This window comes from Reyranella sp. (assembly GCF_965228225.1).
GTDB lineage: Bacteria > Pseudomonadota > Alphaproteobacteria > Reyranellales > Reyranellaceae > Reyranella.
In genome coordinates, this window is sequence record NZ_OZ245801.1 from 1,453,874 (window position 1) to 1,468,315 (window position 14,442).

At 65.0% G+C, this 14,442-nt stretch carries 12 protein-coding genes; 7 read left to right on the plus strand and 5 right to left on the minus strand.

Going from position 1 to position 14,442, the window contains the following annotated elements; genetic code table 11:
• Positions 1–77 precede the first annotated feature (77 nt).
• On the plus strand, positions 78–4,328 hold the full coding sequence (locus ACO07K_RS07015; protein WP_422035192.1) for a hypothetical protein: 4,251 nt from the start codon (positions 78–80) through the stop codon (positions 4,326–4,328).
• 50 nt (positions 4,329–4,378) lie between these two features.
• Here the strand turns inward: ACO07K_RS07015 and ACO07K_RS07020 are convergent, their stop codons facing one another.
• Genes ACO07K_RS07020 through ACO07K_RS07035 form a run of 4 tightly spaced genes read right to left on the minus strand, consistent with a single transcriptional unit; the run spans position 4,379 to position 7,996 of the window.
• On the minus strand, positions 4,379–5,983 hold the full coding sequence (locus ACO07K_RS07020) for a GMC family oxidoreductase (protein WP_422035193.1): 1,605 nt from the start codon (positions 5,981–5,983) through the stop codon (positions 4,379–4,381).
• A 10-nt stretch (positions 5,984–5,993) separates the two neighbouring features.
• Positions 5,994–6,743, minus strand: coding sequence for a DUF2272 domain-containing protein (locus tag ACO07K_RS07025; protein ID WP_422035194.1), 750 nt, complete (start codon positions 6,741–6,743; stop codon positions 5,994–5,996).
• A gap of 10 nt (positions 6,744–6,753) precedes the next feature.
• Complete coding sequence (locus ACO07K_RS07030; RefSeq protein ID WP_422035195.1) at positions 6,754–7,467, minus strand: VOC family protein; 714 nt, start codon at positions 7,465–7,467, stop codon at positions 6,754–6,756.
• 4 nt (positions 7,468–7,471) lie between these two features.
• Entirely contained in the window at positions 7,472–7,996 is a 525-nt protein-coding gene (locus ACO07K_RS07035) for a gamma carbonic anhydrase family protein (RefSeq protein ID WP_298307956.1), read from the minus strand.
• 126 nt (positions 7,997–8,122) lie between these two features.
• Here ACO07K_RS07035 and ACO07K_RS07040 point away from each other — a divergent pair, with 126 nt between their 5' ends.
• The 6 genes from ACO07K_RS07040 (at position 8,123) to ACO07K_RS07065 (ending at position 13,251) form a co-directional block, all read left to right on the plus strand.
• Complete coding sequence (locus ACO07K_RS07040) at positions 8,123–9,331, plus strand: tetratricopeptide repeat protein (protein WP_422035196.1); 1,209 nt, start codon at positions 8,123–8,125, stop codon at positions 9,329–9,331.
• A 67-nt stretch (positions 9,332–9,398) separates the two neighbouring features.
• Positions 9,399–9,842 (plus strand): MerR family transcriptional regulator, encoded by a 444-nt coding sequence (locus tag ACO07K_RS07045; protein WP_422035197.1) that lies wholly within the window; start codon positions 9,399–9,401, stop codon positions 9,840–9,842.
• A 25-nt stretch (positions 9,843–9,867) separates the two neighbouring features.
• On the plus strand, positions 9,868–11,655 hold the full coding sequence (locus ACO07K_RS07050; RefSeq protein WP_422035198.1) for an acyl-CoA dehydrogenase C-terminal domain-containing protein: 1,788 nt from the start codon (positions 9,868–9,870) through the stop codon (positions 11,653–11,655).
• The gene (locus tag ACO07K_RS07055) at positions 11,652–11,984 is read left to right on the plus strand and encodes a YnfA family protein (RefSeq protein WP_422036637.1); all 333 of its coding nucleotides are present in this window, start codon (positions 11,652–11,654) and stop codon (positions 11,982–11,984) included. The genes ACO07K_RS07050 and ACO07K_RS07055 overlap by 4 nt, the downstream gene beginning before the upstream one ends.
• 41 nt (positions 11,985–12,025) lie before the next feature.
• The gene (locus ACO07K_RS07060; RefSeq protein WP_422035199.1) at positions 12,026–12,826 is read left to right on the plus strand and encodes an enoyl-CoA hydratase/isomerase family protein; all 801 of its coding nucleotides are present in this window, start codon (positions 12,026–12,028) and stop codon (positions 12,824–12,826) included.
• 59 nt (positions 12,827–12,885) lie between these two features.
• Positions 12,886–13,251 (plus strand): OmpA family protein, encoded by a 366-nt coding sequence (locus tag ACO07K_RS07065; RefSeq protein WP_422035200.1) that lies wholly within the window; start codon positions 12,886–12,888, stop codon positions 13,249–13,251.
• A 45-nt stretch (positions 13,252–13,296) separates the two neighbouring features.
• On the opposite strand, the gene ACO07K_RS07070 is transcribed toward ACO07K_RS07065, so the two are convergent.
• Positions 13,297–14,088: an enoyl-CoA hydratase-related protein gene (locus tag ACO07K_RS07070; RefSeq protein WP_422035201.1), complete on the minus strand. Its 792-nt coding sequence runs from the start codon at positions 14,086–14,088 to the stop codon at positions 13,297–13,299.
• Positions 14,089–14,442: the final 354 nt, after the last annotated feature.

Here is a 14,442-nt window from a genome sequence, read left to right on the forward strand (position 1 = left end):
CTCAGACGAATCACGAATTGAGTTTTCATTCGCGCTGAATGAGTATCCCGACACTTTCATCGGTTCGGGAGCGCACAGTGTCGACCAATCTTACGATCGCTCTCAGCCAGCAGCTTCAGACGACGCTGTCGAGCACATCGAACGGTCAGGTCGGCATCTGGGCCGTCTACTTCACCGACACGGGCGTGCCCGTCGCCACCGCGCTCCAGTCGGGAAGCACGCCCACGCCATCGACGCAGATTACGCTGCCGAATCCATACGACGGCGGCAAGGTCTACCTGCTCATCCAGAGCTATGACACCGGCAACCCCAATTCTCCGGCCGAACTCACGTTCGGGACGAACGGCGTCATCCAGCAGGAATCGGACATCAGCTGGAGCAATTCCGAAACCTATCAGTTTCGCTTCGACAGTTTCGAACTCTCGCTGCTGGGTGCCGCGGCGGACGCCGGCAATCTGACCGACGTCAACGTCTTCGGTATCCCGATGTCGGTCGACATCGCGTATCCCAACGGTGCGGTCACGCAGACCCGCGGCTATCAGGTCAACGGAAGCACGGCCTTCAGCGACATCGAAACCGCCTTCACGGCCGACGGCGGGCTGGTTCACGACTTCCTGTACGGACCGCTGGCCGGCCAGCCGCGTCTGGCGGCCGCGCCGACGACGGCGTTGGCGCCCGGCGGACCCGGCGGCGTTTCAGCCTCCGACTGGAACGCCTATATCGAATCGATCGGCAACGAGATGGCGTCGAGCGTCAGGATCGCCGGCCAGTACAATGGTGCGGGCACCGTCGACTATGTCGTCGGGCAACCGCCGAGCGCCTCGTACACGGAATGGCACAATGCCGGTTTCTATTCCTATACGCTGAGCTACGAGAAGCATCCGGAAACCGTCTACGATGCCTCGACGACGCTGGGAGCCAATCCCTTCTCGGTGCAGCTGAACAGCAGCGCCATCACGGTCACGGATCCCAACGCCGGTCAGTACGTCGCCGGCCAGACCTATGTGACGTTCGAGAACGTCGCAGCGTTCGCGGGCTTCTCTGCGGCCGAACTGAATTCGACCTATCTCGTCAGCAACGTCATCGACGGCAACACCTACCAATTCGTCATCCAGGCCACGCAGGCGAACGAGACAACCACGGGAGGCGGCAGCGGTGTCGTCAGCTCGGTGCCGCTGGGCGACAATCCATTCTCGGCCAATGCCGGCGACAAGTACTTCACTGTAACGGATCCCACCGCCTCGAAATACGCCGCCGAGGGAGTCGAAGTCTCCTTTACAGGCGCAGAAGCCTTCGCGGGCTTTACCGCCGACTACCTCAACGGCACGAAGTTCACCATCACCAAGGTCCTGAGCGCCACGCAGTATGAGGTTGGCACCTCGACGGCCGCCCATCAGGGCACGGGCGGCGGAGATACGGTAGCACCCACCTATGTTCGTCCCGAGGCCGGCACCTATGTGTTCACGCCGGACGCCAACAGCCAGGTCAAGGGCACCATCAAGATCGATACCCAGGATCTCGCGAACAGCATCTACTCGACGCTCGGGGTCGCGCAGATCTACAGCCCAGACGGAACGCCCTACGAGTTCTCGACGCTCGTCAACAATGTCGGCGCGGCGACGACCGACCTGAACACCGGCTTCAACACGCAATGGGGCGCCTTCTTCGTGAAGCTGCTGACCGGGTATATCGGCGGCTACATGGGCGGCACGGGCAATCTGCCGAACCAATGGGCCGGCGGACCGGCGACGGTCGACCTCAGCCAGAACTGGAATTTCGATCCCAGCTACGCCTTCGGCGCCAGCACGATGACGCCCTGGACCTGGGACGTCTCGAAGTACGGGGCGGGCGTTTCCTACGACAAATATGCCGAGATTTTCTTCTCTCACACGAACTCGTACGGGAACGGCTACTCCGACGCCCTCATGAGTCTGTTCCAGCAGGGCGGTCCACTGATCCCGACCGGCTATTCGGTCCCGCTCGGCGCCAACCCGTTCACGACGACGGTGGGTTCGAACATCGTCACCGTCAGCGACCCCAATGCCGGAACCTATGGGTACCAGGTGGGCGACCTGGTGACGTTCGCCGGAGCGGGCACGGTCGGCGGCATCAACATGTCGGCGCCGCCCAGCCTCAATATTCCGGGCGATCCGGGCAAGGCCGCCTTCGTCATTCAGAGTGTGACCGGCAACAGCTACACGGTGCAGGCGGCAACCAGCGCAACGTCTTCGGTCACGGGCGGCGGATCGGGCGTGGTTGCCGGGCTGGACGCTCCCAGTATCACCCTGACCCTCTACGACGACAACGAGACCGCGCCCGCGGGCAGCACGTTGCCGGACCATCAGCTCTACACGCCCACCGAAATTTACAACACCAGTCCCGGTCCATTCGTGCCGGCGATGGACTCGACCGACACCGTCGATGTCCAGTTCGCGCTCGGGCTTGGACAGATGCGCCCTGCGGCCGATCTGAAGGTCAGCCTCGGATTCTTCACCGGAGGCACCGCAGGCGACTACAAGTTCGAATACGTTGCGTTCGATACGGCCAATGAGACCCTGTTTCAGCAGTGGACCTACGATGCCGCGAGCAAGACCCTGAAGGCTGCAGGTGCTTCAGCACCGACGGGCACCGGCCTCACGATCAACGACCTGCCCTACGCGACGGGCATCAACTGGTATCAGCTCGTCTTCTCAGAAAAGACCGAGCACAACCCCGTCAACCGCACCTACAACATCTACATGAACGGGGTGGCGGGATCGGGAATCCTCAATCCCAACTATGTCGCCACGGGCGTCAACCAGGCGGGCAGCATCGCCATCGACGGTCTGGCCTCGTACGTGGGAAGCGACGTTGCGGACCAGTATCTGACCGGCACCGGCGGCCTTTCGTTCAACATGTTCAACGGCAATACCCTGTCGATGGACCCGCGGCTGCTCGAGCTGATCACCGACCTGTCCATCATCCAGGCCAATCCCACCGTCTGGCAGGCGCCGCTGGCACCGGTGCTGGGCACGCTCTCGAGTTCCGTGTTCAGCAATTGGGGGGGCTCCACCACGCTGGGCACGCCAAACGCCAATCTCTCCGACGTGAACGACGGTTCGCTCGCGTTCGGCTGGTACGCGTCGGACCAGGCGTGGCTGAACTACAACGCGGAAAACGGCCAGGGCGGCGTGATCGCGAACTTCACCAACAAGATCGGGGCGCTGAACACCGCCCATATCTCGTTCCTGTCGGGCGCGGGTCTCAGCTCGCATGTGCCGATCACCGCCAAGGCGGATATCGACGGCAAGTGGACGACGGCCGCGTCCTCGTTCGGCAGCGGCACCTACACAGCCGTGCTGACCGAATTCCTGGGCCACGGCGCGGCGCCCCAGATTGGCAACCAGAGCAGCCAACTGACCTTCACCGTGGAACTGGACAGCCTCGATTTCCAGAACGCCAGCAGCTACATCGCACTCGACGGAGCCAGCGGCGGGGCGGCGGGAAACTGGATCACGCTGCAGACCGCGAATTCGAGCCTGCCAAACGGCACGCTCCTGGTCTATGCGACCGACGCCAACGGCGATCTGGTCGGCCGCGACGGACAGGTCGGCGCGTCGCTGGAAGAGTCGGTGCTGGCGCGCATCGGCTCGGTCGCCTTCGACAACGGGACGGTGATGGGGCTGGGAACACAGTCCGTCTACCTGCCGGTCGACCTGCAGCTCCACTTCGCGATCCAGACCGGCGCGAATTCGATCGAGCAGCTTCCCGGCATCGTGGTGACGGGCAGCGGCTCGCTCGCGGTCAATGTCAGCGGCGCTTTCGGAACGCTCAATCTGTCGGCAGCCGTGGACAATACGCTTTCGGCCGCGGCGCAGCTCGCGCAGAGCCAGCAGCAGGACGACCAGGCCTGGGTCTATCTCACCCAGGGCTCGACCGTTCAGGTCAACGTGGCGGGCAGTGCATGGAATCTCAACACGATCCACTTCGTGAAGATCGACGTCAATTCGACCACCGGAGAGTGGAGCGTCGGCGGCGTTCCCTACAGCAATACCGACGCCTTCCGGGTCGCCGTACAGCAGAACTGGGATCCGAACTTCGCGGTGTCCGGCGGCCGGGGCAATTTCACCGCATCGGACGACTGGACCGTGTCCAAGGGCACGGGATACTACGCGCCGGTCCTTTATACCGAGAGCGGCAACACGCTCGTTCTCGGCACGGCCAATGCGGACGGGCAGGAGCATATCCGGACCTACGGCCAGAACATGTTCGGCTTCGAGGACGTGCTCGCCAGCCAGGGAAGTGATTTCGACTACAACGATCTCGTCATGAAGATCGCGACCGCCTGAGCCGGCGGCGCCGGCTCAGTTTCGTCATCGCCTGAGCCGGCTGCGCCGGCTCAGTTCGTCATTCCCGCCGCGTGCATGATCGCGGCGGTGCGCTCGGCGAGCATGATGGTCGGTGCATTGGTGTTGCCGCCGATCAGGGTCGGCATGACCGACGCATCGACGACGCGCAGGCCCTCGACGCCGTGCACCAGCAGCTTGTCGTCGACCACCGCCATGGGATCGCTGGCCGGGCCCATCTTGCAGGTGCCAACCGGGTGATAGATCGTCTCGCACTTGGCGCGGATCCATTGCTCGATCTCGGCGTCGGTCTTGACCGCCGCTCCCGGCCCGAGCTCGTCGGCGCGATAGGGGTCGAGGCCCGACTGGGCGAGGATGTCGCGACCCATCTTCACGCCGGCGATCAGCGTATCGAGGTCCCGGCGCTCGCTGAGATAGTTCGGATCGATCAGCGGATGTTCCGTGGGATCCTTGCTGCGCAGCCGGATCGTGCCCTTGCTCTCGGGGCGCAGGGTGCAGACGTGCAGGCTGTAGCCGTCCCGGTTCAGGCGCGTGCGGCCATGGTCCATGACCAGCACCGGCAGGAAATGGAGCTGGATGTCGGGCGCCGCGAGGCCGGGCCGTGTGCTCAGGAAGCCGCCGGATTCGGCGATCGGCGAGGTGCCGGGGCCCTTCTTGTTCACGACGTACTGATAGAGCGAGCCCAGCTTGTTGGCGCGGTCGTAGGTATCGCGCGTCTTGCAGAACTGCAGCAGCGCGGCATCGAGATGGTCCTGCAGGTTGGCGCCGACGCCCGGCAGGTCGTGGATCGGCCGGATGCCGATCGACTTCAGGTGATCGGCCGGGCCGATGCCCGACAGCATCATGAGCTGCGGCGAATTGATGGCGCCGCCGCACAGGATGATCTCGCGGGTGACGCGGGCGACCTCGTCGCGGCCCTCCAGCGTGTAGCGCACGCCCATGGCGCGGTTCTCGTCGAAGATGATGCGTTCGGTGAGGGCGCCGGTGACGACCTTGATGTAGGCGCCGCTGTTGGCGACCGCCGGACGGAGATAGGCGCTCGCGGCGCTCCAGCGCTGCTTGTTCTTCTGCGTCACCTGGTACAGGCCGACGCCTTCCTGTTCGACGCCGTTGAAGTCCTTGTTGCGCTTGTGGCCGGCCTGCTCGGCCGCCTTGAGGAAGGCCTCGTTCAGACGGCTGGGATCGACCTGGTCGGCGACGTTCAGCGGACCGCCCGTGCCATGGAAGGCATCTGCGCCGCGCTCGTTGTTCTCGGCCTTCTTGAAATAGGGGAGGACGTCCTCATAGGACCAGCCTTCGTTGCCGAGCTGGCGCCAGTGGTCGTAGTCGGAGGCGTGGCCGCGGACGTAGAGCATCGCGTTGATCGAGGAGGAGCCGCCCAGCGTCTTGCCGCGCGGCCAGTACATGCGGCGATCGTTGCAGTGCTTCTGAGGCGTGGTCTCGTAGTGCCAGTTGTAGGGGTTCTTCTCGCCCAGCGAAGCGAAACCGGCGGGCATCTTCAGCATGAACGACTTGTCGGGACCCCCGGCCTCGAGGACCAGGATACGAAGTTTGGGCCGTTCCCAGGCGAGTCGCGCTGCGAGAGCGCAACCGGCCGAGCCGGCACCGACGATGATGTAGTCGTAGAGCGAAGACATTGTCCTTCCTTCAGGGCAGTCGGTTTTCGATGACCGCGAAGACGGGTCGGCCGGATATGGGCGATAAAATGCCGTTCGCGTCCAGTGGAAAGACGCTGCGGGTAACGGAGTCCCCTACATTGCCGCCGATCGCGGAGACATGCCCCGGCTGCACGTCGACCACGATGTCGCAATGTCCTGCCCCGCGATTCAGGTTCTGCAACGTCGTGCCACTGCCCTCGCGCGACGCGCAGACGAGGTCGCCGACCTTCGGGGCATAGGCGTCGGGCTCATGCGGGATGAACGCCGCGCCCGGTTTCCTGGCGCGTTCGACGATGCGCTCGACATAGATGGTGTGGCGCTGATCGGGGCAGAAGAGGTCGCGCGGCACGCCGGCGCTCTCGATATCCCACGAGATGAAGGCTGCCGACCAGGGCACGTCGTTCAATCCGCTCAACCTGTTGCCGACGGACGCCCAGTAGTCCGCGATGCGCTGCGGCGCCTCGCGCTCCCTGATGCCGAGTTGTTCCGTGCGAGGCGGTCCGTCTTTCGAGTAGGTGATCAGCTGCTTGCCGTAGCGCCCCCATTCGCCGACCGCCAGCAGCACCATCGACGTCCGGGCGCTCGACGACGGCGGCGGCGATTCGGGCTTCCAGGACGATGCGGGGCAGGGACCGAGCGGCGGCAAGTCCTTCGCCTGCACGACCGGCTTGTCGGTCGTCGGCGGCGTCGTACAGGCGGCGGCGAGGACGAGAAGCAGGAGCGCGAGAAGGGGACGCATGGGGGAGGACTCAGCCGCCTCCCTGCCAGCGTCCGATGCCGCCGATCAGGATCGTCGGCACACCGCCGGTCCCGTCCTTGACGGTGCAGATCTGGCTGCCCGGCCGTCGTCCGTCGCGTGGCTCGGTGACGTCGAGGCCGGCCGCCTTCAGTCGCGCATGGGCCGCCCCGATGTCGGGCACGCGCCACGACAGTCCCCAGAGATGGTCCGGTTCGTCGGACACGCCCTTCTTGAGGTCGTGGGCGATCTCGACCACCAGGTCGCCGCAGCGGAAGAACAGCAGGCGCGCGCCCCACTTGGGATTGCTGCGGTCGAGCCGCAAGTCGAGGCCGAGCCGGCCGGCATAGAAGGCGATGGCGCGCTCGGGGTTGGGCGTGCGCACGACGATATGGTCGAGGCTGGAGATGGCAGTGGCCGTCTCCACCGCGAGCGGAGAAGGAGCTTCCTCCGATTGCGTGCACAGTCCGATCGCCACGCCATGACCGAGCAGCGCCAGGTCCTCGTCGGTTCTCGTCGTCGCGACGGCGCGCCGCTCGAGTAGCGTCACCGCCTTGTCGAGGTCTTGCGTCGCGAACACCATCGATCGCAGGCCCGACGCTTCGGGCTCGAAACGCACTCCGACATTGCCGGTGCGCAGGCGCCCGTCCACCGCACGCCGCCCCAGCAACGTCTCGTAATCGGCAGGCGAACCGCCGACGACGAGATGGTCGAGTGCCGCGATCATGGCGTCAGCCGATGCGCTTCAGGTTCGCCTTGTAGTCCTGGCCGCGCTGCACGTAGCTCTCCGCGCTCATCGACAGACGCGAGGCGTTCTCCTCGCTCAGCTCGCGCACGACCTTGGCCGGCGAGCCGAGGATCATCGACCGGTCGGGAAAGCTCTTGCCTTCGGTGACGATCGAGCCGGCGCCGACCAGGCAGTCCTTGCCGATCACCGAGCGGTTGAGCACGACCGACTGGATGCCGATCAGTGAGCCGTCGCCGATGGTGCAGCCGTGCAGCATCACCTGGTGACCGACCGTCACGTTGCGGCCGATGGTCAGCGGCGCGCCGGGGTCGGTGTGCAGGACGCTCAGTTCCTGGATGTTGCTGTCGTCACCGATCACGATGGGCTCGTTGTCGCCGCGCAGGACGGCGCCGAACCAGATGCTCACCCGTTCGCCCAGGATCACCGACCCGATGATGGTGACACCCTCCGCGATGTAGCAGGAGGCCGGGATCACCGGCACGCGGTCGTTCAGCTGATAGATGGCCATGTCGAACACTTCCTATGAGGATCGGCTTCTCATCTACACCACTTCCGGCGTATCGTCTTGCCAACGTGCAGGCCGCTCTGCGAGGTGTGCTGAACCCATCGTGCAGAGACAGATGATGGATCTATCGTGATCGCTCGCATGCTCCGGCTGTCGCTCAGTTTGATCTGCCTTGTCCTGTCGGTGACCGTCTGTCACGCCGACGACGGAGCCGATCCCCTGCAAGCGTTGAGAAATGCCGCAGGAAAAAACGATCCTGAGGCGCAATACTCCCTGGCGATCGAAATCCTGAGATTTTGCCGGCCGACGAAGGAGCAGCAGGACGAGGCGATCAGGTGGCTTCGTGCTGCGGCCGACAGACCGGGTGGCAGCCAACCCGTCGCGAAAGCGCAACTCAGGTTGGCCAGGTTCTATGACGCCGGCACCTACACCGGAAAAGACACCGACGAGGCCCTGCGCTGGTACAGGCGGGCGGCAGACAATCTCGTCGTTGAGGCGATGGTGCGGCTCGCCGAAGTCCACTTGGCGAAGAAGGGTGCGCCGTCGCCGGATTCCGCGGCGGGCGTCGAGTGGCTGCAAAAGGCGGCACACGTTGGCTCCCCCGAAGCGGAGACTTGGCTGGGAGTGCTCTATGCACATGGCGGGGCTGTGCCGCGCGACTATGGGGAGTCGCGCAAGTGGTTCCTCAGGTCGGCGCCCACTATGCTCAATTGGTCTTGTTGGCCTAACAACTGGCCACGCCGGCGCTTCGGCAATTGCCTTCCCGCGGAGTATCTCGGCACTTTTTTCGCAGAAGGGCTGGGGACGCCGCAGAACGACGATGCGGCGCGTTTGTGGTTCGAAGCGGCTTCCAGGAAATATTCGCCCTATTCAGACTATTCGCTGGGCATGATGTACGAGCACGGAAAGGGCGTCCCCGCGGATATCGCGAAGGCGCTCGTCCATTACCGTGCATCGGCGCAAAGGAATTTCGGCCTCGCTCAGTACCAGCTTGGCCTGGCGTATCTGCGCGGCGATGGCGTCCCCGCCGATCAGATCGAGGCCCTCAAATGGTTCGCGCTCGCGATTGGGCAGCCACTCATGGCGATCTCACTGCCCGGACAGGGCAGCCGGAATCGTGAGTCGAATACCGAACGCAATCGGGAGCCATTGGATTTTCGTGGGAAGCTGAATGCAGCAGCCTACGACGATGCCTTTTCCAAGGCCGTCGAACTCTCCCGGACGCTCGATCCTCAGCAGCTTGCGAAGGTGGATGCCTCGATACGGGCGTTCGAATTGAGGTATTTCGAAGGGCCGGGACATCCGCCGCCGGCGCCACCCTGCCGTCCACATCGATAGGCATCCACCTTTCCGTTTACGTAAAGCCGTATTGACGTTTACGTAAACGTTAACTAACACTTCCGCCATGCCCGTCGCCGCCACTCCCTCGGCCAGCACGCCTTCGCTGCGCGATGCGCAGCGCATCTACAGCATCGCCGAACTGTCGCGCGAATTCGCGATCACGCCGCGTACGATCCGCTTCTACGAGGACGAGGGGCTGATCAAGCCGCGCCGCCACGGCACGACCCGTCTTTACACCGTGGGGGACCGCACGCGGCTGAGCTGGATCCTGCGGGGCAAGCGCCTCGGTTTCTCGCTCGCCGAGATCCGCGAACTGCTCGACCTCTACCAGGTCGACCGCACGGGCATGCAGCAGCTGCGCGAGCTGCTGCGCCGCTGCCAGCTCCACATCGGCGACCTGGAGCGCAAGCGCGCCGATCTCGACCAGCACATCGGCGAATTCAGGGAAGTCGAAGCCCAAGTGAGCGCCGAGCTGAAGCAGCGCGGCCTCGATCCGGAAAGCGATTAGGAAAACTGCGACCGAGGAGGAAGCCATGGCCGTCTACAAGGCCCCGATCAAGGACATCCAGTTCGTTCTGAACGAAGTCATCGACGTGTCGAAGCTCGCCAAGCTGCCGGGCTACGAGGACGCGACCCCCGACACGATCCACGCCATCGTCGAGGAAGCGGCGAAGCTCTGCGAGAACGTGCTGTTCCCGCTGAACCGCACCGGTGACGAGGAAGGCTGTCACTACGAGAACGGCGTCGTGCGCACGCCCAAGGGCTTCAAGGAAGCCTACAAGCAGTTCGCCGAGGGCGGCTGGACGGGCATCACCTGCGATCCCGAGTTCGGCGGGCAGGGGCTGCCGGCGACGGTGGGCTTCGCGCTGCAGGAGATGTTCACCGCGGCGAACCAGGCCTTCGCGATGTATCCCGGCCTCAGCCACGGCGCCTATGAGGCGCTGTCGCGCCATGGCTCCGACGAGCTGAAGAAGCGCTACCTGCCGAAGCTGGCCGACGGCACCTGGTCGGGCACCATGTGCCTCACCGAGCCCCATTGCGGCACCGATCTCGGCATGCTGCGCACCAAGGCCGAGCCGCAGGCCGACGGCAGCTACAGCATCACCGGCACCAAGATCTTCATCTCGGCCGGCGAGCACGATCTCACCGAGAACATCGTCCATCTCGTGCTGGCGCGCCTGCCGGATGCGCCGGGCGGCACCAAGGGCATCTCGCTGTTCATCGTGCCGAAGTTCCTGCCCAAGTCGGACGGCTCGGTCGGCGAGCGCAACGGCATCCGCTGCGGCGCCCTCGAGCACAAGATGGGCATCAAGGCCAACGCGACCTGCGTGATGAACCTCGACGGCGCCACGGGCTGGCTGGTCGGCGAGGCCAACAAGGGCATGACGGCGATGTTCGTCATGATGAACGCCGCCCGCCTCGGCGTCGGCATGCAGGGTCTCGGCATCGCAGAGACGGCCTACCAGAGCGCCGTCGCCTATGCCCGCGACCGCCTGCAGGGTCGCTCGCTGACGGGGCCGAAGAACGCCAGCGGCCCGGCGGATCCGATCATCGTGCATCCCGACGTGCGGCGCATGCTGATGATCCAGAAGTCCTTCACCGAGGGCGCCCGTGCGCTCTCGCTGTGGGTCGGCATGCTGATCGACGAGGCGCATTCCCATCCCGACGCCGCGACGCGCGAGGCGGCCGACGATCTCATCCAGATGCTGACGCCGATCATCAAGGCCTACTTCACCGACATGGGCAGTGAGTGCGCCAACCTCGCGGTGCAGACCTGGGGCGGCCACGGCTTCATCCGCGAGAACGGCGTCGAACAGCTGGTCCGCGACGCGCGCATCACCCAGCTCTACGAAGGCACAAACGGCATCCAGGCGCTCGACCTGGTCGGCCGCAAGCTGCCGATGAAGGGCGGCCGCGCCGCCCAGCGCCTGCTCGGCGAGATCGGCGGCTTCATCGCCCAGCACAAGTCCGACGAGACGATGAAGGAGTTCGTCGAGCCGCTCGAGAAGGCGATGGGCCGCGTTCAGGACTCGGCGCTCTTCCTGATGCAGAACGCGATGAAGAACCCCGACGAGGCCGGCGGGGCCGCCACCGACCTGCTGCGCCTGATGGCGCTGACGGCGATGGCTTATATGTGGAACCGCATTGTCGTCGCCGCCCACAAGGGACTGGCGGCCGGCAACGACAACGGCTTCTACGAAGCCAAGATCGTCACCGCGCGCTTCTTCATGGCCCGCGTGCTGCCGCAGACCGTGTCGCTCAACCATCAGATCAAGGCCGGCGCCTCGACCCTGATGGCGCTGCCGGCCGAGGCCTTCTGAAGTCCATCCTCGCCTACGGGGCAGCGGCGTTCCTCGAGATCGCCGGCTGCTTCGCCTTCTGGGCGTGGCTGCGGCTCGGCGCCTCGGCCTGGTGGCTGGCGCCGGGCCTGGTTGCACTCGGCCTGTTCGCCTGGCTGCTCACCTTCGTCGAGTCTGACGCCGCGGGCCGCGCCTATGCCGCCTATGGCGGCGTCTATATCGCCGCTACGCTCGTCTGGCTGTGGGCCGTCGAAGGCACGCGGCCCGATCGCTGGGACATTACGGGCGCCCTGATCTGCCTGATCGGGGCCGGCATCATTCTTTTCGCACCGCACCGCGCGACGGGCTAACCTCGGGGCGTTGTCCAATAAACGCCTGAGGAAATTGCCCCATGTCCGCACCGCATGTTCTCGCCGAAGTCAAAGATGGCATCGGCTGGATGACGCTCAACCGTCCGGAGGCGCTCAACGCCCTGTCGATGGAGATGCGCGACCTCTTGATCGAGCACAGCGCGAAGTTCGAGAAGGATCCGGCGGTGCGCTGCGTGGTGATCCGCGGTGCCGGCACGCACTTCATGGCGGGCGGCGACATTCGCGGCTTCCACAAGTCGCTGACCGAGGACAAGGAGGCCCATCTCGCGGGCTTCGAGATGCGGGTCGTGAAGGCGCACCAGGCGATCTACCAGATCCGCCGCATGAACAAGCCGGTGCTGGCCTCGGTGCAGGGCGCCGCCGCGGGATTCGGCCTGTCGCTGATCCTGAACTGCGACCTTGCCATCGCGTCCGACGATTCGTTCTTCACCCTGGCTTACCGCCATATCGGCCTCAGCGCCGACGGCGGCGCGACCTACTTCCTGCCGAGGGTGGTGGGCGAGCGGAAGGCGCTGGAGATCGCCCTGCTGGGCGAGCGCTTCTCGGCGCAGGAGGCCAAGGACAACAATATCCTCAACTGGGTCGTGCCGAAGGATCAGCTCGCCGCCGAGACCGAGAAGATGGCGCGCAAGCTGGCCGACGGTCCCACCTACGCGCTGGGCGTCGCCAAGAAGCTGATCCGCAACTCGTTCGACAACAGCTGGGACGAGCACTCGCACCGCGAGGCCGAGGGCCTGGCCGCCTGCGCCGCCACCGAGGACCATTTCGAGGGCCTGAGCGCCTTCCTCGAAAAGCGGAAGGCGAAGTTCAAGGGGCAGTGAGGGTGCGCGCTCGCGCCCTAGCCGGCATCGTGTGCTGCGTGGCAGGGGGCCTCATCGTGGTGAGCCCGGTGGTGGAGGCGCTGTCGCCAGAGGATCCTTTCGTGGTGTGCTTCGACGTCGGCAGCCGCGTCCTCAAACCCTCCGGAGGGCAGCAGATAGAGAAGGCGGCGGCGCAAGCGAACCGGATTGGGCCGCGAGCTCGACTTTCAGTCGAAGCTCGTACCGATGGCACCGAAGCGCGGTCCTACAGCATCGACCTGTCGGCCGACCGAGGCAGCGCAGTGAAAGAGCGCCTCGTTATCCTGGGTGTGCCTTTGAAACACATACAGGTTCAGGCATTTGCCGACTCGCGGCCGCTCAGCGAGTCGAATAGGGACGATCCGCAGAATCGCTGCGCTACGATCTGGCTGTCGTTCGCTCCGTAGAAGAAGCGGGGCGGGCTGCATCGCGCGGCCCGCCTTCTTGCCCTCTCAGCGGCCCTTCCAGTTGGGCTTGCGCTTTTCGGCGAAGGCCTTCGGGCCCTCGACCGTGTCCTCGCTGTGCGCCATGGCGACGAAGGCGGGGTAGGTCTGGTTGCGCATGCCGATCTCGAGCGACGGCTGGTCGAGCGAACGCATCACGACCTGCTTGGTGGCGCGGATCGACATCGGCGAGCATTCGAGGATCTGGCCGGCCCACTTCCTGGCCGACGCCATCAGCTCGGCGTGCGGGACCACTTCGGTGACGAAGCCCATCTCGTAGCCTTCCTTGGCGCCGACATGGCGGCCGGTCAGCATCATGCCCATCGCCTTCTTGAGCGGGATCATGCGGCTGAGGCGCTGCATGCCGCCGGCGCCGGCGGCCAGGCCGACGCGCGGCTCGGGCAGGGCGAACTTGGCCTGGTCGGAGGCGATGATGATGTCGCAGGCCAGCGCGATCTCGAAGCCGCCGCCCATGGCGATGCCGTTCACCGCGGCGATCACCGGCTTGTCGAGGTCGAAGCGGTTGGCCAGCCCGCCGAAGCCCTTGGCCGGATGGACCGGGCGCTTGCCGGTCTTGGCTTGAATTTCGGCATGGTACTTGAGGTCGTTGCCGGCGCAGAAGGCCTTGTCGCCGGCGCCGGTGATGATGGCGACCCAGAGGTCCGGGTTGGCCTGGAACTCGTCGAACGCCTCGACCATCTCCTGGTTCGCCATGGGATGGCAGGCGTTGTAGACCTCGGGGCGGTTGATGGTGACGATCATCAGGTGGCCGTCGGTCTCGACTTTGCTGTACTGGCCCATGGCGATACTCCCTCTTTCGTGAACGGCGATTTACCGCTCAAAATGCCACGGTGAAAAGCCGGACGACGATGCCTATCTGCATCGTGAAATGAAATTCACCGTCTTCGGAGGCTTGCTCGGCGGCCTCACTGGGGTGTTCGCTGCGCTGTCGGCCAGCCTCACTTATGCGTCGACCTTAAACCACGATCTTCAGAACGCCGCGGATCGTCCACAACCGGTTGTGTTGGCGGCAAAGCCGGATTCGCCCTCCAGTGCCCGGCCGCGCACCGTGCATATGGCCCAGATCAAGAAACCTGCAGCGAGCCTCGGGGCGGCGGACGCTGTCACCCCCGCCGAGCTTGCCGCCCGGTCGCT